The 22793-nt window shown below is 56.6% G+C and carries 18 protein-coding genes and 1 other RNA gene; 9 read left to right on the top strand and 10 right to left on the bottom strand.

What is annotated here, in order from left to right:
• Positions 1-110: 110 nt before the first annotated feature.
• The 3 genes from FDK21_RS02055 to hflK all read right to left on the bottom strand — a co-directional run bounded on the left by FDK21_RS02055 (position 111) and on the right by hflK (position 2409).
• Complete coding sequence (locus FDK21_RS02055; RefSeq protein ID WP_114009419.1) at positions 111-296, bottom strand: DUF2065 domain-containing protein; 186 nt, start codon at positions 294-296, stop codon at positions 111-113.
• Positions 297-388: 92 nt separating this feature from the next.
• The gene (locus FDK21_RS02050; protein WP_138147333.1) at positions 389-1267 is read right to left on the bottom strand and encodes a protease modulator HflC; all 879 of its coding nucleotides are present in this window, start codon (positions 1265-1267) and stop codon (positions 389-391) included.
• Between the two features lie 2 nt (positions 1268-1269).
• Entirely contained in the window at positions 1270-2409 is a 1140-nt protein-coding gene (gene hflK / locus FDK21_RS02045) for an FtsH protease activity modulator HflK (protein ID WP_138147332.1), read from the bottom strand.
• Between the two features lie 324 nt (positions 2410-2733).
• Between hflK and FDK21_RS02040 the strand changes: the two genes are divergently transcribed.
• Positions 2734-3003 (top strand): TfoX/Sxy family protein, encoded by a 270-nt coding sequence (locus FDK21_RS02040; protein WP_138147331.1) that lies wholly within the window; start codon positions 2734-2736, stop codon positions 3001-3003.
• Positions 3004-3014: 11 nt separating this feature from the next.
• Here the strand turns inward: FDK21_RS02040 and FDK21_RS02035 are convergent, their stop codons facing one another.
• Both FDK21_RS02035 and FDK21_RS02030 read right to left on the bottom strand, forming a co-directional pair.
• Positions 3015-3539, bottom strand: coding sequence for a dihydrofolate reductase (locus FDK21_RS02035; RefSeq protein WP_138147330.1), 525 nt, complete (start codon positions 3537-3539; stop codon positions 3015-3017).
• Positions 3540-3555: 16 nt separating this feature from the next.
• Positions 3556-4350, bottom strand: coding sequence for a thymidylate synthase (locus tag FDK21_RS02030; RefSeq protein WP_138147329.1), 795 nt, complete (start codon positions 4348-4350; stop codon positions 3556-3558).
• A gap of 138 nt (positions 4351-4488) precedes the next feature.
• Here FDK21_RS02030 and ssrA point away from each other — a divergent pair.
• The 4 genes from ssrA to FDK21_RS02010 all read left to right on the top strand — a co-directional run bounded on the left by ssrA (position 4489) and on the right by FDK21_RS02010 (position 6150).
• Positions 4489-4858: a transfer-messenger RNA gene (gene ssrA / locus FDK21_RS02025) on the top strand.
• 174 nt (positions 4859-5032) lie between these two features.
• Positions 5033-5620, top strand: coding sequence for a ClpXP protease specificity-enhancing factor SspB (locus FDK21_RS02020; protein ID WP_138147328.1), 588 nt, complete (start codon positions 5033-5035; stop codon positions 5618-5620).
• 48 nt (positions 5621-5668) lie between these two features.
• Entirely contained in the window at positions 5669-5893 is a 225-nt protein-coding gene (locus FDK21_RS02015; protein WP_138147327.1) for a DUF4169 family protein, read from the top strand.
• Positions 5890-6150 carry a ribbon-helix-helix domain-containing protein gene (locus tag FDK21_RS02010; RefSeq protein WP_138147326.1) on the top strand — a complete coding sequence of 87 codons (261 nt, stop codon included), beginning with the start codon at positions 5890-5892 and terminating at the stop codon, positions 6148-6150. Before FDK21_RS02015 ends, FDK21_RS02010 begins: the two co-directional genes overlap by 4 nt.
• Here FDK21_RS02010 and FDK21_RS02005 read toward each other — a convergent pair.
• Positions 6134-10333, bottom strand: coding sequence for an AsmA family protein (locus tag FDK21_RS02005; RefSeq protein ID WP_138147325.1), 4200 nt, complete (start codon positions 10331-10333; stop codon positions 6134-6136). The two genes, FDK21_RS02010 and FDK21_RS02005, sit on opposite strands and share 17 nt — an antisense overlap.
• Positions 10334-10580: 247 nt before the next feature.
• Positions 10581-11996: an FAD-linked oxidase C-terminal domain-containing protein gene (locus FDK21_RS02000; RefSeq protein ID WP_138147324.1), complete on the bottom strand. Its 1416-nt coding sequence runs from the start codon at positions 11994-11996 to the stop codon at positions 10581-10583.
• A 414-nt stretch (positions 11997-12410) separates the two neighbouring features.
• On the opposite strand from FDK21_RS02000, the gene FDK21_RS01995 reads away from it, so the two are divergent.
• The 3 genes from FDK21_RS01995 (at position 12411) to FDK21_RS01985 (ending at position 17632) form a co-directional block, all read left to right on the top strand.
• A complete protein-coding gene (locus FDK21_RS01995) occupies positions 12411-14039 on the top strand; it encodes a chloride channel protein (protein ID WP_138147323.1) in 1629 nt (542 codons plus the stop codon).
• Between the two features lie 194 nt (positions 14040-14233).
• Positions 14234-16591, top strand: a complete 2358-nt coding sequence (locus tag FDK21_RS01990; RefSeq protein ID WP_246657504.1) for a UvrD-helicase domain-containing protein — start codon at positions 14234-14236, stop codon at positions 16589-16591.
• 108 nt (positions 16592-16699) lie between these two features.
• Positions 16700-17632 (top strand): 50S ribosomal protein L11 methyltransferase, encoded by a 933-nt coding sequence (locus tag FDK21_RS01985; RefSeq protein ID WP_348639240.1) that lies wholly within the window; start codon positions 16700-16702, stop codon positions 17630-17632.
• A gap of 123 nt (positions 17633-17755) precedes the next feature.
• Here FDK21_RS01985 and FDK21_RS20550 read toward each other — a convergent pair whose 3' ends face one another.
• Complete coding sequence (locus FDK21_RS20550) at positions 17756-17899, bottom strand: hypothetical protein (protein WP_157967636.1); 144 nt, start codon at positions 17897-17899, stop codon at positions 17756-17758.
• Between the two features lie 271 nt (positions 17900-18170).
• The gene (locus FDK21_RS20545) at positions 18171-18308 is read right to left on the bottom strand and encodes a hypothetical protein (protein ID WP_171021909.1); all 138 of its coding nucleotides are present in this window, start codon (positions 18306-18308) and stop codon (positions 18171-18173) included.
• A 490-nt stretch (positions 18309-18798) separates the two neighbouring features.
• Between FDK21_RS20545 and FDK21_RS01980 the strand changes: the two genes are divergently transcribed.
• Positions 18799-20616: an aminopeptidase P family protein gene (locus tag FDK21_RS01980; protein WP_138147320.1), complete on the top strand. Its 1818-nt coding sequence runs from the start codon at positions 18799-18801 to the stop codon at positions 20614-20616.
• Positions 20617-20674: 58 nt separating this feature from the next.
• On the opposite strand, the gene ligA is transcribed toward FDK21_RS01980, so the two are convergent.
• Positions 20675-22792: an NAD-dependent DNA ligase LigA gene (gene ligA / locus FDK21_RS01975; RefSeq protein ID WP_138147319.1), complete on the bottom strand. Its 2118-nt coding sequence runs from the start codon at positions 22790-22792 to the stop codon at positions 20675-20677.
• Position 22793: the final 1 nt, after the last annotated feature.

Raw genomic sequence — 22793 nt, 5'->3', positions numbered from 1 at the left:
CCCAAAGCAAAAAACGCCCCGGCCTGCATCCCACAGAGCCTCAACCAAAGCCAGCCCCAGCCTTGTCAGAGCTAAGCTTACCAGATTCAATGCGTTAGAAAAGTCGCGACTTAGCCGCGGATAAGATAGATGATCACCACACCAATCAGCATGGCCATCAGGCCGCCCGAGCGCAAACTGTTGCTGGGCAGGGTCAGAACCTCAAAGATCATGCGCTTCATCAGATCGGGGAAAGCCGCATAGACCAGCCCCTCAAGAACCAAAACAAGGCCAATTGCGACGAAAAAGTCAGACATGGAGGTCCTTCATAGTCTTTATTCTTCGGATCTGAAAAGACCCTGAATGCAGCTGCGGCCCCTTTTGAGGGCCGCAGACTTGATCATTATTATTACTGAGGCTTGGCAGCGCCTTCAGCACCACCAAAGTAGCTGAAGAATTCCCCATCCGGGGTCAGCACCAGGCGGGTGTCGCCTTTTGCAAGGCTGCGCTCATAGGCCTGCATCGTACGATAGAATTCGAAGAAGCTGGCATTCTTGCCATAGGCTTCCGCAAAGATATTGTTTCGCTGAGCATCGCCCTCACCGCGAATGACCTCGGAATCACGCCGGGCATTGGCGATGATAACGGTGGCATTACGGTCAGCGATAGAGCGGATCTGCAAGGCGGCACGATCACCGTCGGCACGAATACCATTGGCTTCCTGCTGACGCTCGGTCTGCATCTGACGATAGACCGCTTCAGAGTTTTCCTTTGGAAGGTCTGCACGACGAACCCGGAAATCAACCACTTCGACGCCGAAATTCTTGGTCTTTCCGTCGATATCCTTGCGGATTGCCTCGATCAGATCCTCACGCTTGTCACGCACAATGTCCTGAAAATCGAAGTTGGCAGCAGCTGCACGCAGGGACGAATCCATGAAGGTGCGCAACTGGTTTTCGAAGTTGGACATCACCTTCGCACGCTGTTTGAAGCGCAGCGGCTCGATGATCCGGTAACGGGTGAAGGAATCGATGATCAGACGTTTCTTGTCGGACGCGATGACCTCACGTTCGGACAGCTCGAGATATCGGGCGCGCTTGTCAAGATATTCCACATTCTGGATGAACGGGATCTTGAAATAGACACCAGGCTCACGCTCGGCATTGACGATCCGGCCAAACTGCGTCACCACAGCCTGCTCGTGCGGATAGACGAAATAGACCGACAGAAACAGCACAACGGCCACAATTGCGGTCAGAATGAGGGAAAAAATTGCTTTTACAGACATGATTAGTTCCCCGCTTTCTTGGTCAATTCATTCAAGGGCAGGTACGGCACGACGCCGGAGCCATCCTTGCCGCCACTGTCGAGAATGATCTTCTCGGACTGGCCCATGACCTTTTCCATAGTTTCGAGATAAAGACGCTTGCGGGTGATTTCCGGCGCCTTTTCATATTCCCCAAGAACCTTGGAGAAGCGATCGGCCTGACCGCGCGCTTCGGCCACCGTCTGTTCACGATAGGCATTGGCAGCTTCCAGAATTTGGGCAGCCTGACCCTGTGCCTGTGGCACGACCTTGTTGGCATAGGCCTGTGCTTCGTTCTGCAAACGCACATTATCGGCCTTCGCCGCCTGAACGTCACGGAACGCGGCGACCACCTCTTGCGGAGGCTCGACACCCTCAAGCTGAATCTCGACGATGGTCACGCCGGTCTTGTAATCATTCAGCATCTTCTGGGACAATTCCTGAACGGCCAACTCAACCGCGGTACGGTTACCGGTCTGGATCTCATCCATCGTGTTGCGGCCAACGATTTCGCGCATCGCGCTTTCGACGACCTGCTTCACCGCGACTTCTGGCTCTGCCACATTAAACAGATATTGCGCAGGATCGCTGATATTCCACTGAACCTTGAAATCCACGTCGATGATATTCTCATCCCCGGTCAGCATCAGGCTTTCTTCAGGCACGTCCTGCACGCGGGTACCGCGCGAAGACGAAAACTGCCGAGCGCCGACATTGATTTCGCGGATCTGTTCCACATTGACGATTTCTGTGCGACCGACGGGATATGGGAAATTGTAGTTCAGACCGGAGCCGGACACTGCCGACGTCTGACCGAGCATCAGTTCAACACCGAGCTCACCCTCTTTGACCGAGTAGAAACCGGTCAGCATCCACACAGCAATGGCACCAAGCCCGAGGAGGCCAATACCTTTGGCGCCGAGAGAACCGCCGCCCGAACCGCCACCACCTGGGAAGGCTTGCCGGAGACGTTCCTGGCCTTTGCGGATCATGTCTTCCAGATCAGGCGGATTGGATCCCGGTTTCTGAGGGCCTTGCCCCCATGGTCCGCCATTCCGTCCGCCGCCGCCGTTGCCCCAAGGGCCACCGCTGCCGCCACCACCATTCTGATTGCTCCAAGGCATAGTCTATCCTTATTCTAGGAACCGATTGAGCGAAACTTCGCCCAGTTGATCATCCAAGCCCTCCCGGACTTTGACAACATATGGGGAGAATTACGCAACTCTTCAAACTCGACTTTGGTGACAAATTGGGAAGCAACTGCCGTAAAATCAAGGCTTAACTCACGATTTTCAGCCCTTGGACCGAATTAAGTGAGGAAAGCCGGTTTAATTTCCCTTACCATCGCCAAAACGGGCAAAAGTAGCGCACACTTCTTTGCCCTTTGTTACGGTCTGTCAGGACAGTCAGACCACCCCTGTCACAAGCCACCATCGGAAGCTGCATCCATGAACAGAACGGACCGCCCCATTGCCGAGCTGAAAAATATGGGGCCGAAAACCAGCGTCTGGCTGGCGGAAATCGGCATCCATACGGAGCGGGACTTGCGCCAACGCGGCATCATCGACGCCTATATCGAGGTGAAGGCCCGCAATCCGCGTATCGTCAACCTGATGATGCTCTGGGCCTTGCAAGGCGCACTGATGGATATCAATTGCCTGCATTTGCCTGATGAGATCAAGGCAGCGCTGAAACAGGACCTGATAAACCACACCTGACTGACAAGAAATCAGGCCCGGCGTTCATAGATCGCAAACCGCATCGGAGCGCTGTCCTTCTCCCCCTGCACCGGATCTTCGATGCTCACCTGACGCCACACCGCTGCATCAATCAACGGCAAAAAAGTATCCCCGTCCGGCTCGGCCTCGATATGGGTCACATAGAGGCGATCCGCCCGCCCCCAGAGCGCGTTATAGATCGTCCCACCACCAATCACCGCAATTTCATCGACCTGATCGTCAGACGCGATGGTCTGGGCCATGGCAAGGGCTTCTTCGATATCCCTTGCGACCCGGATGCCTTCGGCGGTGAAATCAGGATCTCGCGTCACCACGATGTTGGTCCGTCCAGGCAAAGGTCGCCCGATCGAGGCAAAGGTCTTGCGGCCCATGATCAATGGCTTGCCCATCGTCATCGCCTTGAAGCGCTTCAAATCGCTTGAGACATGCCAAGGCATGTCATTGTCTTTGCCAATCACCCCATTGCTGGCAACCGCATAATGAAAGACCAGCTTCGCTGCCTTTGGCTCCACCATAGCCCAACCTTTCTGTTTACACCGCCACAGGCGCTGCAATATGTGCATGGGGATCATAATCAACCAGTTCGAAATCTTCGAATGTGAAGCTGAAAATGTCTTTCCGATCCGGATTGATTCGCATCTTGGGCAAAGCCCGTGGCGCACGGGTCATTTGCGCGCGGGCCTGCTCGAAATGGTTCGAATAGAGATGAGTATCGCCAAAGGAATGGACAAAGTCACCCGGCTCCAGATCACAGACCTGCGCCACCATCATGGTCAACAGCGCATAGGAGGCGATGTTGAACGGCACGCCGAGAAACACATCCGCTGAACGCTGATAGAGCTGGCAGGACAGGCGGCCATTGGCCACATAGAACTGGAACAGACAGTGGCAGGGAGGCAACGCCATCCGCTCCACATCGGCAGGGTTCCACGCGGTGACCATCAGGCGGCGGCTGTCCGGGTTGGTCTTGATCTGGTCAATCAACTGGCTGATCTGATCGATCGTGCCCCCGTCCCGCGCCGGCCAGGAGCGCCACTGATGGCCGTAGACCGGCCCCAGATCGCCATTCTCATCGGCCCAGTCATCCCAAATCCGCACCTTGTTGTCCTTCAGATAGCCGATATTGGTATCCCCCGACAGGAACCACAACAACTCATGGATGATCGAGCGCAGATGCAGCTTCTTGGTGGTCAGCAGCGGAAAGCCTTCCGAGAGATCAAAGCGCATTTGATAGCCAAAGACCGAGCGGGTACCAGTGCCGGTCCGGTCGCCCTTGTCGACGCCAGTGTCAAGAATATGCTGCAAGAGATCGAGATAGGACTGCATGGCAAAGGGCTCCCGGGAGATGTGTCTTTAAAAAAGGGTGTTATCCGATTCTGACACATAGAGCGAAGCCCTTGTTTTCGCCGCCTTTGCATTGCGTTAAAAACAAACCATGCACAGGATGGTGCGAAACCGCTCTTCCCTCTTTAAATTCACGCACTTGATCCTTATATTCAGGCTGTTGCTTCGGCAACTATGGCAATAAATGGCCTTTGTAATAAGCCTATCGGACCCGGGGGCGGTACCCGGCGCCTCCACCACAAGCACCGTTGAGTTCATTTGACAGCGGTGTTTTTGATGGGGGCGAAACAGGATCGACGAGGGTGTAAAGATTGTGTTTTTGCTCGGCATTGTACCACCGTTATCGGGCTAATTTAGTAGTTGCAAACGACAACTATGCAGGCTCCCGTCTCGCTGCTGCCTAAGCAGTGCGACAAGCCACTTAAAGCCCTAGCCGGTATGCTCGGTTAGGCGGGGTCCTGGGGGCACCTGGCAACAGAAGCCCTCGCCTTACAGCCTTCCCGGCACAATAAAAATGGATCGTCGGCCAAGGCAATGACGGCTTCCCAATCCCGGCAATGGTTGATATCTCCAACGCATTCAGCTATTCACGATTTGGCTTGCTTGACTCCAAGCCCAAGCCACTGACACAGTGGCAGAATACAGGACAATTCTCGGAGGCCCTATGAGCGAAGACCTGATCCGGTACGACATTCTCGCACAGGATGCACTCAGAGGTGTGGTGAAAACCGTACTCACCGAGGTAGCGCGCACTGGCTTGCCCGGCGAGCATCATTTCTACATCACCTTCAACACCCAGGCACAGGGCGTTCGCATTTCCCCACGGCTTCTGGAGAAATATCCAGATGACATGACCATTGTCCTCCAGCATCAATTCTGGGACCTGCAGGCCAACGAGCAGGCAATCGAAATAGGCCTGTCTTTTGATGGCATCCCGGAAAAGCTTTACATTCCCTACACCGCGATCATCACCTTCATCGACCCGTCGGTGCATTTCTCGCTGCAGTTCGAAGTAACCGGCGAGATGGATGAGGATGATGAGGACTTTGACGGCGAGATGCTGATACCGATCGATGAGAATGACGATGGCGTCATTGCGGTCATTGCACCCAGCGAGGAAACCGGTGATCTTGATACGTCAGATGCAACAGACATCGACGAAGAAGCTGCCAACGAGAGCGAAGACGACAGCAAGCCGGCCAAACCCGAAGGAGCAGAAGTCGTCTCCCTTGATTCCTTCCGCAAGAAATAGTCGGGGAGCAGTCAGCCTGCGGCAGACACAGCCAGCAATGGGGCGTACATGACCGAAATCATCAATCTGCGTCAGGCGAGAAAAGCCCGCAATCGGCAGGAAAAGGAAAAGCAGGCCGAAGCCAATCGCGCCCTGTTTGGCCGCACCAAGGGTCAGAAAGCCAAAGACAAGGCAGAAGCGGACAAGCTCAATCGTCATTTGGATGGACACAAGCTGACCACTCTGTCCAGACCCGATAAGGCCCCCGAAGATGGGTCTGAAGCGGCGACATGAAGAAACACTCTGTCACCATTTCCGGCCACCGCACCTCCATTTCGCTGGAAGATGAGTTCTGGACGGGCCTGAAAGAGATTGCTGACCACCGCAACAAGGCACTGGCCGATATCATCCGCCAGATCGACAAAGACCGCGGCAATCACAATCTCTCCTCGGCCATTCGGATCGCGGTGCTCGATCACTACAAATCCCGGATCCCCACGACAGACCAAGGCAAGGACATCGACTTGCACCGCTCTATTCGAGCTGAATGATCCGATCCGGAGAATTGCGGAACTCTTCCATCAATTCATTGAAGGTTGGCCGATTGTCATTGGCTGGCTCAGACGCTGGCGCCTGTTTCTCGCCAATGGCAGGCGCGACCCGAATGCGCGGCAGCACCGACAGATTGTCCGGCAAGGGTTGCGATGCGCGGCTTTCGGGACCTGCTGCTGCACCACTGAGCAAACCGGATTCGGTTGCCAGATCCTCGCTGCCATTGCCCGTGGCATTCGTCTCATTGGGCACAAGATCGCCAAGCGGACGCACTTCGATCTGTCCATTGCTCTGGTTTGGCAACGGCGCAATAACGCTGGCAGGCTGCTGGCTTTGTTCCAGCTGCCGAGCGGCTTCTTCGGCTGCACGGGCCTCTGCTGCGAGACGCTCGGCTTCTTTGCGGGCGGCTTCCACCTTGCGGGCTTCTTCATCTGCACGGGCTTGGGCTTCGGCTGCCAGACGGGCCTTTTCGGCGGCGGCTTTGCGGGCTTCCTCGGCCAAACGCTTTTGCTCAGCCAGTCTCTTTTCTTCCGCCTTGCGGGCCGCCTCGGCCTCCAGCCTTGCCTTCTCAGCAGCCTTACGGGCTTCTTCCGCCTTGCGCTTGGCTTCGGCCTCTGCCGCTTTGCGCGCCGCTTCAGCTTCCAGACGAGCCTTTTCTTCCGCGGCCTTGCGCTTCGCTGCCTTTTTGGCATCTTCAACCGCCTGCAGCTTTAACCGCTCCGCTTCCTGTTCGGCGGCCAGCGCCTCCGCCTCCCGATGCCGCGCCTGCTCACGATAGAGCCGCAACAGTCGGCGCATCCGTTCCTTTTCCAGAATATCGGCCTGCAAGCGTTCGACCCGATCCACCTCGCGCTCGAAGGCGCGAATGCTCAAATAACCGGTGAAAGGCGCCACATCAACAACGCGTTTTGGTGCCTCCAGATCACCGGAAAAGACCAGCCCGACCTCAGGCTGCGCACCCGTCACCGCATCTTCCTCATTCGGCTCGACCTTGATCGACCAGTCCCCTTTCAGGGTCTGGGCGGACAGATCCAGCATCAAAGAGCCGCGCGACTGCAAAATGTCCGCTTCCGCATTGATATTGTTGGCCCTGAGCGCTCCACCTGCAATCTGGAAGGCCCCCGACAGGCTTTTGACACGCGTTGAGCCAGCGTCCATATGGGCAATGAAGGTTCTTTTGATATCCGCTTCCTTCAGGTCCAGCCCCGCATCAACCGCACGCACAACCTGCTCGAAAGCCAATGGATTGACATATTTCAACTCCGCATCCCTGAGCGCGAATGTGCCATCACCAGTCAGCCCGGACACCAGCCCCGCATAGGAGCGCCCCTGGCTTTCAAGCGTCACATTGAGATCCATCAGCCCCGTGGCAACCGAGCGGCCATCCCGCTCCCAAATGAATGGTTCAAGCGCCATGCCATCGGCCCGCAGGTGAGATTTCACAACCCCTTCGCCAGCCACATTCTCGAACTGCAGGCCACCCGTAACCTTACCGCCTTGCAACAAGGCCTTGAAGTCACTGATCACCAGACTGTCGTCGCGCCAGATCATCGAAAAACGCGGTTGCTGGAAAATGGTGGGGGCAATCAGCTCAAGACTGCGCGCCTTGACATCAAGCGCCAGTTTGACCGGCAGGGTTTCGCCTTTCTCGAGCGGTTGCTGGAACGGCAGATCCGGCCAGGCGCGACTGGTGGCCGTCAGGCGTCCCGGCCCGACAATGCTCTCCCCCAACCACAGACCATCGAGATCGCCAAGTTCCAGAGAACCAGACACCACACGGTCCGTCACCGTCCGCTCAAGACGCAAGGTCCCAACCACCGGCTGGTCATCCCATGTGCCTTTGAGGTCGGACAGATTGCTCGCCTCATCCCTATGGGCCAAATGCGCTGTCAGAGCGACCGGAAGAGCAAGGCCGGGATTGGACAGAGATATGCCAGATGCCATCAGATAAGGCGCCAGATCCTGCGAGCGGAGCGCCAACGCGCCATCAGCAACCAGACGATCCCGGTTATCGAGCGCCAGTGTGCCTTGATAGCTCAACGCCCCATCGTCGGCATCAAGCGAGACGGACAATTGCGCTGTCTCACGCGGCGTTCCCTGCAAATTCACTTTGGCCGCCAATGGTGGCAGGCCGATCATGTCGCCCCCTAGCCCCACAAGGCCAAGCAGTTTTGCGCCATCGGGATTGTCAATCGCCAGATCAAGCGCCAGAGGCTTCTCGCGCCATGTGACCAGTGAGCCTTCCATCGCCGCGTCAAGGGCAACAGCACCACCACTCATCTGCCCCTTCAGCTTGGCCGACAGACCATTGCCATCGGGATTGCCCTCCAGCGAAAAGGCAACATCTGCCGGAGCCAACGCCCCTTTGGCGCTCTGGAACCAGTCAGCAACTGGCTGATCGGGCAACAACCATTGCGCCGCCGAGGCCAAACCATCCAGATGCTTCGCCTTGATCCGCCCGGACAGGGTCCCGCTCGGTCGCCCGGCCAAATCACGCAAGGACCCGGTCGCCTCAACCGACGCTCCGGCAAAATCATCCACCTTGAAGCTGTCAATCGCCAGATCCCCATCCATCAGACGGATCTTGGCGGCAAGGCTTTGGCCCTCGAACTCGCCAAGCGACAGCCGGTCGGTTTTCACATCCACATCAATGCTACCCAGCGGCGACGCCGCCCCATTGGTGTTGGCAAGCAGCAGTGAGCCAATGCCACGCACCGCGTCGAGATCGATCCGGTCAGCATCCAGTTTGATGGTCAAAGATCCATCCGTCTTTTTGGCGTCATCACCGATATACCAGTCGATCCGTCCCGTTGCCCGATCTCCATTCATGTCCAGATCAAGGGAGGAGACCTGCAACCGGTCTGCCTTGGCCAGCACCTGACCACTCAAGTCAAACGGCTGCAATTGCCCATTGGCAGGCGCATCCCTCAGCCACCATTTGGCAAAGACTGAAGGTTGCTCGGACCGCATCCGCGCTTCACCCTCAAAGGCATGTTCCAAACTGCCGGCGTCGAAACGACGGGCAAACATCCCGGCCATGGCAAAGCGGGTCTGCCCCGGCAGATCTGCTTCCAGCGTCTCGATCTGCCAGCCCTGATCCACCAGCATGGCATCCAGCTGGACATTGCGCACAATGCCGCCGCCCAGAATGATCCCCGGCACATCAAAGCCCACATGGCCCGGCATTGGCGGCAATGGCATCTGCGTCAACGCCGAGGCCAGCTTGCTAACCCCAACTTTGAGGTCAATCGGCGCATTTGGCCCTTCGCCTAGCGCGCGATCGAGATCCAGCTGGCGCGACGAGACCACGATGTCAAACCGCGGCTTGGCTCCGAAATTCACTGTCCCGGCGCCGCTCAAGCGATAGGCCTGTTCAACATCGCCATGGGAGAAGTCAAATTTGGGCATGACCAGAGAGGTCGCTGTCAGGTTGCTCTCACCGGTCAATTCCCAAGGTGTCACCTGCTGCTCCAACCCCTCGATGGCATTGGTCAGCTTCAGCACACCCATATAATGGAAGCGCTCATCGGATCCTTCCTTGACTTCACCGTCAATCGACAGGGTCACCGGATGGTTGGCTGGCGTCAAAAGGCTTTTCAGCCGCATGCCCGCTTCACTCGCCGAACCAGTTGACAGCATCAGCGAATAGGGCTCCCCTTCCATCAGAAAGGAGGTTTCGATCTTGTAGGGACCAATCAGACTGCGGGCTTCAAGGGTGCCATTGAGATTGGAAACCTCTTTGTGTCGGCCAGTGCTTTCATCGTCAAATTCGATCCGACCATCGGCAATTCGCACGTCATTGAGGCGGATTTTCTCCAGATCCAGATCCCAAAGCTTGCCCGTGTCCCGACGCCAGGCAAATTTCCCCTCCTGATCAAGCCGAATCTTGAGAACCGGTGACCTGAGGGTCATGTCGACCACTTCAATCTTCTTTTGCAACAGTGGCATCAGCTCGATGCGCATGTCGAACTCATCAACGACGAGGATAGGCGCCTGATCGTCCGGCCCGACATGGATGCTTTCAAAATGCAAATGCGGCAAAGGCAGGATTTGCATGTCCGCATCGCCGAGCACCCGCACCGGCTGCCCCAACGCCAACGTGGCTTCGCGCTCGAAGGCGGAGCGGTAGGAAGTCCAGTCAACAAAGAGAGGTCCGACCAGCGCCACGATCAGCGCCAGCAAGATTGCGCCACCGACGGTGAAATACAGACTATTCAGAACCCAGTCCCCCTATGGCCTTGACGCACTACCAACCAAGCCAGCAGACATCGACGGGTTGCCACGCTCACCCCAATGGCAAACAGACACCCACGCCCCAAACCGGCTCTTGTCTGACGCAGGTTATTGAAACCATTCCAGAAAGAACCGGCTATTTTATGACCAAGAAGCTAGCAAATTTCAGCCCTAAGCGGCAAATGCCCGTTAAGGATTAGTCAACACTTGGAAGGATTTTCCCCGGATTCATGATGTTTTTCGGGTCGATAGCCTGTTTGATCGCGGCCATGTAGGTCAGAGCCGGACCATATTCTTCAACCATATACTTCATTTTGCCCTGCCCGATGCCATGTTCACCGGTACAGGTGCCGCCCATTGCGATGGCGCGATGGGCGAGTCGCCCAAGGAAGGTTTCGGCTTTTGCCTGTTCTTCCGCGCTGTCCGGGTCAAGCAGCAACAGGACATGAAAATTGCCGTCCCCCACATGGCCAACAATAGGGGCGATGAAGCCAGTTTCAGCAACATCCTTCTGGGTTTCAGCCACACATTCCGCCAGCCGTGAAATCGGCACACACGCATCCGTCGACAGGCCCTTGGCCCCGGGGCGCAACTCATGCGCCGCCCAATAAGCATTATGCCGCGCGGCCCACAGCTTGCTGCGCTCTTCGGCCTTTGACGCCCAGCGGAAATCGGACCCGCCGCACTCGGTCACAATGTCGGAAAACAACTCCACTTGCTCGGCAACACTGCCTTCGGTGCCGTGGAATTCCACCAGCAAGGTCGGACGCTCCGCCAGATCGAGCTTGGAATAGCCATTGCAAGCCTTGACTTGCAATTCATCCAGCATCTCGATCCGGGCAACCGGAATGCCGCACTGGATGGTCAGGATCACCGCATTGCAGGCGCTTTCCAGATCTGGAAAATTGCAAATTCCACCCGTCACGCTTTGCGGAATGCCGGACAATTTCAGCGTCACTTCGGTGATGATGCCAAGCGTGCCTTCCGAACCGACCAGCAGGCGGGTCAAGTCATAGCCAGCGGAGCTTTTCTTGGCGCGGCTGGCGGTCTGGATGATTTGCCCATCCGGCATCACAGCCTTCAGGGAAACCACATTGTCTTTCATCGTGCCATAGCGCACCGCATTCGTGCCCGAGGCCCGTGTCGCTGCCATGCCACCAATCGAAGCATCGGCACCGGGATCAATCGGGAAGAACAGCCCCGTATCACGCAAATAGGAATTGAGCATCTCCCGCGTCACGCCTGCCTGCACTGTGCAGGTCAAATCCTCGGCCTGCACATCGACAATGGCATTCATCCGCGAAAGATCCACCGAAATGCCGCCAAAGGGTGCATTCAGATGCCCTTCGAGCGAAGAGCCAGTACCAAATGGGATCACCGGCACATCGTGGCTGTGGCACAGCGTCACCACCTCGGACACATCCTCAGAACTTTCAGCAAAGACCACCCCGTCCGGGATCTGGTTCTTCATTGAGGTGGTGGTATGGCCATGTTGTTCGCGCAAAGCCTGGCCCGTGGTGAAGCGATCACCAAACCGGGCTGCCAGCGCGTCGCAAACCAGCTTCACCGCTGCGTCATCTTTGGTGCGGGTAAAGTGCGGTTGAATGGCCATTAATCTTGTCTCCCTTGAAGCTTCCGAAGCGATTGCGGCGACGGACTGGGTTGGCAACGCGCCAACGCTCTTTCTTTGATTGCTTTATAATGAAGGACGGATGGTGCTGCAAACAAAAGTGCTTGGCAAAACGGGATATCGCCTTGCCACCCCTCAGCAAATCGCACTGTCAGCTTTCAGGCACAAGCGAACGAAAGTCTAAGCTTCCACCCGCCCCTCTTTGAGCCATCCGAAAAATATGAAGCAAAAAACCTCATTGCCCTGTGTATCATGCGAGCGGCCATAGAAAGTCGGGTGGGATCGAGACGAATCTTTATTTACTCTGGGGCACAAGACAGGCCAAAATGGCGCGATGAAAAGGGCAGCCCAAAGCCCGGACATTCAGTTTGCGCAACAAGGAGATAGTCGGAACGCATGCGCTGGTTAAATCCAATTCAAATCTTGAAAAGCTGGATCGAACCCAACTGGCGCAGCTATCTGGGCACCCAACAGCCAAAAATCTGGTTCTTGTCGATGGTCATCGGCCTGCTGGTGTCACTGGCCGCCATTCTTTTTCGCCTTGGCATCGGCGCGGTGCAATGGCTATGGCTTGGCACATCGAGCGAGATTATCATCGACAAGGTTGAGGCCACCCCCTTTTGGATTGTCGTGCTGGCCCCCACCATTGGCGGCCTTTTTGTCGGGCTTTTCCTTGAAAAGGTCCATCCCATCAAACGCGCCGAAGGGGTCGCTGATGTCATTGAAGCCCGCGCCCATTCCGGCAAGGGATTGAAATTCTGGCAAGGCCTCGACAGCGCTGCGGTCACCATCGTCTCGCTCGGGTCTGGCGGCAGCGGCGGCCGAGAGGGCCCAATCGTTCATCTGGGCGCGAGCCTTGCCAACATTGTCTGCGCCATCTTCTCGCTGACACCGGCTTCCAAGAAAACCCTTCTGGCCTGCGGCGTTGCCAGTGCCGTATCGGCCTCCTTTAACGCCCCCATAGCGGGTGTCCTGTTTGCCCACGAGGTCATTCTCGGCCATTATGCGATGACCGCCTTTGTGCCCATCGTGCTCGCCTCCGCCATGGGCACGCTTTTATCGCGGCTTTATTTCGGCAACATTGCTGCTTTCGAAATCCCGGCCTATCAGATCACCTCTTATTGGGAAATGCCCGCCTTCGCGCTGCTCGGAATCACCTGTGCCATTGTCGCGGTCTGCTTCCAATTTTCTCTGATGAGCACCGACTGGCTGGCCCGTCATGTCAAAATCCCACTGATGGTCCGCCCGGTCATTGGCGGCTTTATCATTGGCTGCATGGCTCTGGTTTTCCCCGAAATTCTCGGCGTCGGCTATGAAGCGACTGACAAGGCCCTGCATCAGCAATTGCCAATCGCTCTGATGGCCAGCCTGATTGTCGCCAAGACAGCCGCCACCGCCATCACTTTGGCCTCACGCTTTGGCGGCGGTATCTTTTCCCCCTCGCTTTATATCGGAGCGATGACCGGCGGCACCTTCGGCCTGATCGCAGCGCAAATCTTCCCCGAGCTGGCCTCCAGCCACGGCCTTTATGCCATTCTGGGTATGGGAGCCGTAGCCGCAGCCGTCCTCGGCGCGCCGGTCTCCACCACCATGATTGTCTTTGAATTGACAGGCGGCTACGCCCTCTCCATCGCTCTCTTGCTCACGGTTTCCATCGCCACCGGCCTGACGCTGGCCTTGCATGGCCGCTCCTATTTCCACTGGCAGCTGGAAATGCGCGGTGTCTTCCTGCAAAAAGGGGCCCATAAATTCCTCGTCACCACGGTCAAGGTGGGCAGCTTCTTCACGCCTTTGCCCAAAGACACACCGGACGAAGAACGAGCCCACAAAGACGGCACCCCAACCATCCAGTTAATGGATACGTTGGAAAAAGCACTCAAAGCCTTTGATGCGGCAGGCGGGGCCGATCTCGCAGTCATCGATCCGGCAGACCCAAAGCGCATTGTTGGCTATGCCAAACAGGTCAATGCCCTTCGCTATTTCAACAAACAGCTGATCGACACCCACGCCGAAGAGCATCGCTAGGGTGCTTTCGACATCCATGTGGCATTTTTGCTCCAGATATTCACATGACAAGCCACATTTGTTGCTATAATGTTCTTCAATTGGATTCGACCACCCCGTGAGCTTGTCGATCTACCCCACACGAACAACCGGACCCGTTTGCCTCCATGTCTGATCTTTTTGCCACGCCCCCCGCCCCACAGCCGCGCCAAGAGATGAATGACGGAGAAGAAGACAGCATTCGCGCCAAACTGGCCCGGATGAAGCCAACGCCCTATCTTGACGGCCTCAACCCCGAACAGCGCCATGCGGTTGAAAATTGCGACGGCCCTCTGCTGGTTTTGGCAGGCGCTGGCACCGGCAAGACCCGGGTTCTGACCACCCGCATCGGCCATATTCTGGCCACCCGCAGGGCCGCGCCTTGGCAGATTCTGGCCGTGACCTTTACCAACAAGGCCGCCCGCGAAATGAAAGAACGCATTGGCAGCCTGATTGGCGGTTCGGTCGAGGGCATGCAATGGCTCGGCACCTTCCACTCCATCTGCGTCAAGATCCTGCGCCGTCATGCCGAACTGGTTGGCCTCAAATCCAACTTCACCATCCTTGACACCGACGACCAGATCCGCCTGATGAAACAGCTCATTCAGGCCGACGGTCTGGACGAAAAGCGCTGGCCCGCCCGCCAATTGGCCAACCTGATCGACAGCTGGAAAAACCGTGGCCTGTCCCCTGATCAGGTGCCACAGGAGGAAGCCCATCTCTTCGCCAATGGCCATGGCATCCGGCTCTATGCCGCCTATCAGCAGCGCATGAAGATCCTCAATGCCTGCGACTTTGGCGATCTGCTGCTCGAATGTTTGCGGCTGTTCCGCGAGAACCCTGATGTCCTCAAGATCTATCACGACCGCTTTCGTTACATTCTGGTCGACGAGTATCAGGATACCAACGTTGCCCAATATCTCTGGCTGCGCCTGTTGGCGCAGGCCAGCCACAATGTTTGCTGCGTCGGCGATGATGACCAGTCGATTTATGGTTGGCGCGGGGCCGAGGTCGACAATATCTTGCGCTTTGAGGAAGATTTCCCCGGCGCGTCCGTCATCCGCCTTGAGCGCAATTATCGCTCCACCGCCCACATTCTCGCCGCTGCCTCTCACCTGATCGCCTATAATCAGGGCCGTCTGGGCAAGACCCTGCATCCGCAAATCAATGACCCGGAGGCCGAAAAGGTCACGGTCACCTCGGTCTGGGATTCGGAAGAAGAAGCCCGCACCATCGGCGACCGCATCGAAACCCTGCAGCGACAGGGGCACAATCTCAATCAAATCGCCATCCTCGTCCGTGCCTCCTTCCAGATGCGGTCCTTTGAGGATCGGTTTGTCACAATGGGATTGAATTATCGGGTCGTTGGTGGGCCACGCTTCTATGAGCGCGCCGAAATCCGCGACGCACTGGCCTATTTCCGCGCCATGCTGCAACCCGCCGACGACCTTGCCTTTGAGCGCATCGTCAACACCCCCCGCCGTGGCTTGGGCGACGCCACCATCAAGAAGGTTCACGACCTTGCCCGCGATCAGGAAATTCCTCTGATGGAAGCGGCAACGGAGATTGTCGGCACCGACGACCTCAAGCCACGGCCACGCAATGCACTGAAAACCCTGCTGGGACAGTTCAACCACTGGCGCACCCTGCTGCCCAATATGAAGCATACCGAATTGGCCGAGATGATCTTGGACGAATCCGGCTATACGGAAATGTGGCAGAAGGACAAGTCCCCAGATGCGCCCGGTCGCCTCGACAACCTCAAGGAACTGATCCGCTCCATGGAAGAATTCGATTCGCTCGCGGGCTTCCTTGAGCATATCGCGCTGGTGATGGATCGGGATGCCAGTGAGGGCAATGAAGCGGTGTCCATCATGACACTCCACTCCGCCAAGGGGCTGGAATTTGACACGGTCTTTCTGCCCGGCTGGGAAGAGGGTGTCTTCCCCAATCAGCGGGCGCTGGATGAATCGGGCACAAAGGGGTTGGAAGAAGAACGCCGCCTTGCCTATGTCGGCATCACACGCGCCAAGAAGCGCGCCAAGATCTATGTCGCCAACAATCGGCGCATTCATGGCCAATGGCAGAATTCCATCCCCTCTCGCTTCCTCGACGAACTACCCGTCAAGCATGTCGATATTGAGGAAAGCCAATCAACCTATGGCGGCTATGGCGCCTCGGGCGTGGGCGGCTCGGTCTATGGCAAGAGCCGCTTTGACAGCTCCGATCCTTACGAAAGTGATTATGAGACCCCCGGCTGGAAGCGCATGAAAACCGCCCAAGGCGGGAAAGGCGGAACCAAGGGCGGAAAAGCCAAAAGCTACGATCAGGGCAAGCGCCTCGGGCCAACAATCGAGGGCGAGCTGGTCGCCAAGTCGGTCTCTGACAGCCCGTCCAAATACAAGGTCGGCGAGCGGGTCTTCCATATCAAGTTTGGCTATGGCGACATCAAGTCTGTTGAAGGCAACAAGCTGACCATCCTGTTCCAGACTGGCCAGAAACGCGTGCTGGATTCCTTTGTCGAGAAGCACTGACCTGCAGCTTGGCAAGACGGGCAACCAATCAAAGACCGGGGCACATGCGCCCTGCTCTTGCCTTCTGACACCAGCCGCGCTATCGAACAGTTCACACTATCATTGGCCGTGCAGATACAATCCAGACCGAAGCAGTCTGCCTGCACACAGGCACAAAAGAGACCGACCATGTCCCATTATCTCTATGCCGAAGGCACAGTCGCCGACATCAAGAAGGCTGCCCAACATCTCGAACTGGTATTTGACGAAGACGGCTTTGCCATCTCCTACTTCGAAATCGACGAAGACAAGGGCGTCTGGGCCCTCTCGCTTTATCCGCAGGAGGAAGATCTGGCAGACGTCCATGCACGCGCCAAATCAGAGCTTGCCAACCTGTCGGTCAGTCTGGATTTGACCAAGCGCGAGCTGGATGACGTGGATTGGGTCACCAAGTCACTTGAAGGTCTTTCCGCGGTTCAGGCGGGTCGCTTCATCATCCATGGCTCGCACGATGCAGACCTTGACATGCGCGGTCATATCCCGGTGCAGATCAATGCAGGTCAGGCCTTTGGCACCGGCCATCATGGCACCACCGCCGGCTGCCTGAAGGTCATCAGCGAAGAGTTGCGCAGCTTCAAGCCTATGCGGGTGCTCGACTTGGGCACAGGCTCGGCGGTTCTCGCCATCGGCCTTGCCAAATTGCTGAAACAGGAAGTCATTGCAACCGACATCGATCCAATCTCGATTGAAACGGCAAAGGACAATATCCGCATCAACAAGGTCCATCCCTTTGTCAAACTGGCGGTTGCCCCCGGCTTCAAACATCCGATTTTTGCGGAAAAAGGTCCGTTCGACCTGATCGTTGCCAATATTCTGGCGGGCCCGCTTTGCAGCATGGCGCCCGAACTGGCGCTACATACCAGCCTTGGTGGCCGTATCATTTTGTCTGGCCTGTTGCCGCACCAACGCGCGCGCGTCATCGCGGCCTATCGCCAGCAAGGCATAAAACTGCTCAGAACAATCGAGGAAGATGGCTGGCTGGTGCTGGTCTTCGAAGGATAATATCCCCCAAAGGCAGATAAAAAAGAAGCGGGCCGTAGCCCGCTTTTTTTGTGTCATCGGGCAAAGTCCGATGCGCTTTGTTCCATTCGTTCAATCCGGTCCACCATGGGGGGACCTGACATCTTAGAATGGCAGGTCTTTGTTCCGGTCGATACGGAAATCGGCCATATCAGCGTCGATAAGATGATCATATTCAGCGACGTGACGACGCGCTTCCATCAGACGACCAGCAACCATGCGATCAAAAATGCGGCTAAATGCAGACATATTCGTTCCTATCCTTAACACAGAGGCTCTCGGATCAAATCGGAGCCTAATAAGTAGACATCCGTAATATGGTGCGGCGCAATAGAAATGAAAATAGACAGTTGAGCAACACAGTCATTCCATAAACGCATATCAAATAAATGAGACTTGCATTTTACGCAACATTCCTGTCACCGCTCACCGGCGCTCAAATGTCTTTCCATTCTGACAAAAATGACAAAGCCTCTCACCGGGGGACGAGAGGCTCTGAGCATTACAGATGGGTCAGGATTTATTTGCCCTGATATTCCCAAGTCATGTCCAAGTAGCGTTCCATACCACGGTTGGTCATGTAGTTACGGACATAGGACTCAACAGAGCCATCGATATGTTGAACGTCCTTGCCGACAAGCATGGAGAAAAAGCTCATTTTCTGTCCTTTCAAAATGTCCCGAACGATGCCAAGCCAAACAACTTGCCTTGTGGGATACAGCGATCGGTCAATATGCTGGGGCTGGCTGCTTGCGAACAACGTCGAAACATCTTCGCTGTCACCACCCTTACGCAATGGAATAGACCACTTATATGGGTCTTTACTTATTTCATAAAAGTCCGGAAACTCGAAAATTCTGAAAAAAGTTTTTACGGCACCCGGTTCGATGATTATGGCGCCTTGACATGCTTGATTTAAGTATTTGGTTTAATTATCTAATCAGCCCTATCACAAACAATTAGGCAAATTTGCCATTTGCAAGAGATCGAATTCATTACGCATCTTTCCCTATTTTGACAGCAATCTTCAATTACAATTCCGACATCGCCGACATGACCGCAAAGCCAGCAAAAGGCACCCTTGCCCCCCCTCCTGAAAACTGGCACAGTCGCAGCACAAGACACTTCCAGCCCACAGGATCTCATTGATGTTTCAAGACTTCGCCGATCAGGCCTGCCCGGATCAGGGCCGCGTACGCATTCCGCTCCTCAGAGAAGAATTGCAAGAGCAAGGCCTGACCGGCTTCATTGTCCCGCGTGCCGATGAATTCGGGGGTGAAAATCTTGCTGCCTATGCGGAACGCCTGAGTTGGCTGACCGGTTTTACAGGCTCGGCAGGTGCCGCCGTCATCCTGAAAACATCAGCCGCCATTTTCATTGATGGGCGTTACACGTTGCAAGTGAAGGATCAGGTGGATACCGATCTTTTAGACCCGATCTCCATCCCGCAAAATTCTGTCGCGGGATGGCTCAAGGAAAACACGACGGCCGGACAGGTGATCGGGTTTGACCCATGGCTTCACAGCGCCAACGATGCAAGGCGCCTGTTCAACGCCTGTGCGGCGACCGGAGCGGAGCTGCGCCCCTGCACAACCAATCCGATTGACGCCATTTGGTCCGATCAACCAGCCCGCCCAACAGGCCAGCTGCGCTTGCATCCCCCCAAATTGGCGGGCCAAACAGCGGAAGACAAACTCGCCGCCATTGTCAAAATCCTCAAAGGCAAGGCGACAGCCACCTTCATCACGCAAGGCGATAGCATCGCATGGCTGTTCAACATCCGCGGCAACGATGTGCCCTGTGCCCCTCTGCCTCTGGCGTTTGCCATTATCACCGCCAGTGGCGACGCCTTCCTGATCATCGATCCTGCCAAGGTGTCACCGGAAGTCAACAAGGCCCTACCTGCCAATGTGACGCTGATGGCACCCAGCGGCCTTGCCAGCACGATTGAAGGTCTTGCCAGTGACGAAACCACCTGGATGCTCGACGAAAGCCTCGTGCCCTATGCGGTCAAACAGATGATCGAGGCGACTGGCGCGGCCATCATTCCCGGCACCGATCCTTGCCTGAAGCCCAAGGCCGCCAAGAATGCAGCAGAACTTGACGGCATGCGCGCCGCCCACCTGCGTGATGGGGTCGCCATGTGCCGGTTTCTGGCCTGGTTCGACACCATGGCGCCGACGGACAGCCTCGACGAAATCGCCACGGCCCGAGCTCTGGAGCAATTCCGAGCCACCACAGGAAAGCTGCAAGACATTTCGTTCGAAACCATTTCCGGCGCAGGTCCCAACGGAGCCATCGTGCATTATCGCGTGACGGAAAGCACCAATCGCAAGCTCGATCAGAATTCCCTCTATCTGGTGGATTCCGGCGCTCAATATCCCGACGGCACCACGGACATAACCCGCACATTGGCGGTGGGCACGCCGACCGCCGAGATGAAGGACCGCTTCACCCGCGTGCTCAAGGGCATGATTGCCATCTCACTCGCCCGCTTCCCCCAAGGCACCACAGGCGCCCAGCTCGACACTTTGGCCCGGATGCCCCTTTGGCAGGCAGGGCTTGACTATGCCCACGGCACCGGCCACGGGGTCGGGTCCTTCCTGAGCGTTCATGAGGGCCCGCAGCGCATTGCCAAGACCGGCACCACCCCGCTTGAGGCGGGCAACATCCTGTCCAACGAGCCGGGTTACTACAAGGCCGGCCACTGGGGCATTCGCATCGAAAATCTGGTGATTGTAACAGAGCCGGGTTTGGTGGAAGGGGGCGAAGAGCCGCTTCACGCCTTTGAAACCCTGACCCTTTGTCCGATAGACCAGCGCCTGATCGATGTCAGCCTGCTTGATGACCGCGAATTGAACTGGCTGAACGATTATCACGAGCGGGTCTTTGCCGAACTGTCCGACGCACTTGAGGAAGACACGCGCAGCTGGCTGGCGGAAGCCACCAAGCCCCTGCATCGGTAAGACCAACTCAGCACAAAGCCATGCAAACGAAAGCCGCGCAATGCGCGGCTTTTCTGTTTTATTGGCCCACCAGTTCGATCCATTCATCCTCGGTCAGGATTTGGATCTCCAACTCCTGAGCCTTTTTAAGCTTCGACCCGGCCCCCGGCCCGGCAACCAATATATCGGTCTTCTTCGACACCGATCCTGACACTTTCGCCCCCAGACTCTCGGCCTGATTCTTGGCTTCCGTCCGGCTCAGCCGTTCAAGACTGCCGGTGAAGACGATGGTTTTGCCAGAGACAGAGCTATCGGTCTGAACAGCAGCAGCCTCTTGCGGGGTTACCGCATCAAGCAGCTTGTCGAGCACTTCGGCATTATGGCTTTCTTTGAAGAATTCCACCACCGCACGGGCAACAATCGCCCCGATGCCATCAATCCCCAACAATTCCTGCCAGGCGTCACTGTCGCCCTCCCCGGCCTTTTCCATCGCCGCGCGAAGATCAGCGAAACTGCCATAATGCCGGGCCAGCAATTTGGCATTGCCCTCGCCCACATGGCGAATGCCAAGGGCGAAGATGAAACGATGCAGCTCGACCGAGCGCCGATCATCAATGGCATCAAACAATTTGCGCGCCGAGGTCGGCCCCCAGCCATCCTGATCGCGCAGGCGTCTGCCACGTTCAGGTTTTTCCCGATCTTCAAGACTGAAAATATCCGCCGCATTGGCAATCATGCCCTGCTCGAAGAAGGCCCGAACCTGCTTTTCCCCCAGCCCGTCAATATCCATCGCATTGCGCGAGACGAAATGCTTGAGTTGCTCTACGGCCTGCGCGGGACAAATCAGGCCGCCCGTACAGCGGCGGATGGCATCCAGCTCGCCATTTTCCTTCTTCTCGCGCACGGCGTGAGATCCACAAATGGGGCAGGTTTCAGGGAAGACAAAAGGCTCCAACCCTTCGGGCCGTTGCTTAATGACAGGGGCAACGATTTGCGGGATCACATCGCCGGCCCGCTGGACCACAACCATGTCACCGATCCGCACACCCTTGCGCTCGATCTCGCCCTCATTGTGCAAGGTCGCATTGGAGACGACCACACCACCGACCGTCACCGGTTCAAGCTTGGCAACCGGGGTCAAGGCTCCGGTCCGGCCCACCTGAATATCGATATCCAGCAGCCGCGTCGTTGCTTGTTCTGCCGGGAATTTGTGGGCAATGGCCCAACGCGGCGCCCGGGAGACAAAACCAAGCCGCCTCTGATAGTCAAGGCTGTCGACCTTGTAGACCACCCCGTCAATGTCATAATCGAGCGAGGCGCGTTGCGCTTCAATTGCGCGATAATGCTCCAGCAAACTATCAATATTGTCGTGGCGACGCATTTGCTCATTGACCACGAAGCCCCAGTCCGCCAGCCGCTGAACAGCCCCATATTGCGTCTCGGCCAGCGGCTCGCTCACCTCTCCCCATGCATAGGCAAAGAAAGCCAGATTGCGCGAACGAGTGATGTTCGCATCCAGCTGTCGCAAGGACCCCGCCGCCGCATTGCGTGGATTGGCAAAGACCTTGCCGCCACTAGCTTCCTGCCGGGCGTTGAGCGCCAGAAACTCCGAACGGGGGAAAAAGACCTCGCCCCGCACTTCGACCACCGCCGGAATTTTGTCACCCTTGAGCGCGTGGGGGATGCTGTCGATGGTCTTCAGGTTGGCGGTAATATCCTCACCCACAGTGCCATCACCACGGGTCACCCCATAGACCAGCGTCCCATTCTCATAGCGCAGGGACGCCGACAGGCCATCAATCTTCGGCTCGGCGGTCAGCGCAACCGTCTCGGTGTGTGGCAAGCCGAGATACTTGCGCACCCGCGTGGCAAAGTCCCTTACATCTTCATCGTCAAACGCATTGTCGAGTGACAACATCGGCACCGCATGGGTGATCTTGGAGAATTTCTCCGATGGGGCAGCCCCAACACGTCCTGTCGGACTGTCCGCGCGCCGTAGGTTCGGGAACCGCAATTCGAGCGCCATATTGCGCTTGCGCAGCGCATCATAGTCAGCATCGCTGAGCTCCGGATTGTCTTCGGTGTGGTAAAGCCGATCTGCCTCGGTAATTTCCTCGGCCAGATAGGCCAATTCCTGCTTGGCTTCCGCTCCATCGAGCAAATCAACCGATTTGGCACGCAATGTCGGGCGATCCATC

The organism is Cohaesibacter sp. CAU 1516 (assembly GCF_005771485.1).
In the GTDB taxonomy this organism is placed as follows: Bacteria; Pseudomonadota; Alphaproteobacteria; order Rhizobiales; family Cohaesibacteraceae; genus Cohaesibacter; species Cohaesibacter intestini.
The sequence above is the reverse complement of the archived record's forward strand: the minus strand, read 5'-3'. Positions and strand labels throughout refer to the sequence as shown.

Bases quoted from the DNA above. Each gene is read 5' to 3' on its own strand.
- FDK21_RS02055 (WP_114009419.1), bottom strand. From the start codon at position 296: ATGTCTGACTTTTTCGTCGCAATTGGCCTTGTTTTGGTTCTTGAGGGG.
- FDK21_RS02050 (WP_138147333.1), bottom strand. From the start codon at position 1,267: ATGTCTGTAAAAGCAATTTTTTCCCTCATTCTGACCGCAATTGTGGCC.
- hflK (WP_138147332.1), bottom strand. From the start codon at position 2,409: ATGCCTTGGAGCAATCAGAATGGTGGTGGCGGCAGCGGTGGCCCTTGG.
- FDK21_RS02040 (WP_138147331.1), top strand. From the start codon at position 2,734: ATGAACAGAACGGACCGCCCCATTGCCGAGCTGAAAAATATGGGGCCG.
- FDK21_RS02035 (WP_138147330.1), bottom strand. From the start codon at position 3,539: ATGGTGGAGCCAAAGGCAGCGAAGCTGGTCTTTCATTATGCGGTTGCC.
- FDK21_RS02030 (WP_138147329.1), bottom strand. From the start codon at position 4,350: ATGCAGTCCTATCTCGATCTCTTGCAGCATATTCTTGACACTGGCGTC.
- FDK21_RS02020 (WP_138147328.1), top strand. From the start codon at position 5,033: ATGAGCGAAGACCTGATCCGGTACGACATTCTCGCACAGGATGCACTC.
- FDK21_RS02015 (WP_138147327.1), top strand. From the start codon at position 5,669: ATGACCGAAATCATCAATCTGCGTCAGGCGAGAAAAGCCCGCAATCGG.
- FDK21_RS02010 (WP_138147326.1), top strand. From the start codon at position 5,890: ATGAAGAAACACTCTGTCACCATTTCCGGCCACCGCACCTCCATTTCG.
- FDK21_RS02000 (WP_138147324.1), bottom strand. From the start codon at position 11,996: ATGGCCATTCAACCGCACTTTACCCGCACCAAAGATGACGCAGCGGTG.
- FDK21_RS01995 (WP_138147323.1), top strand. From the start codon at position 12,411: ATGCGCTGGTTAAATCCAATTCAAATCTTGAAAAGCTGGATCGAACCC.
- FDK21_RS01990 (WP_246657504.1), top strand. From the start codon at position 14,234: ATGAATGACGGAGAAGAAGACAGCATTCGCGCCAAACTGGCCCGGATG.
- FDK21_RS20550 (WP_157967636.1), bottom strand. From the start codon at position 17,899: ATGTCTGCATTTAGCCGCATTTTTGATCGCATGGTTGCTGGTCGTCTG.
- FDK21_RS20545 (WP_171021909.1), bottom strand. From the start codon at position 18,308: ATGAGCTTTTTCTCCATGCTTGTCGGCAAGGACGTTCAACATATCGAT.
- FDK21_RS01980 (WP_138147320.1), top strand. From the start codon at position 18,799: ATGTTTCAAGACTTCGCCGATCAGGCCTGCCCGGATCAGGGCCGCGTA.
- ligA (WP_138147319.1), bottom strand. From the start codon at position 22,792: ATGGATCGCCCGACATTGCGTGCCAAATCGGTTGATTTGCTCGATGGA.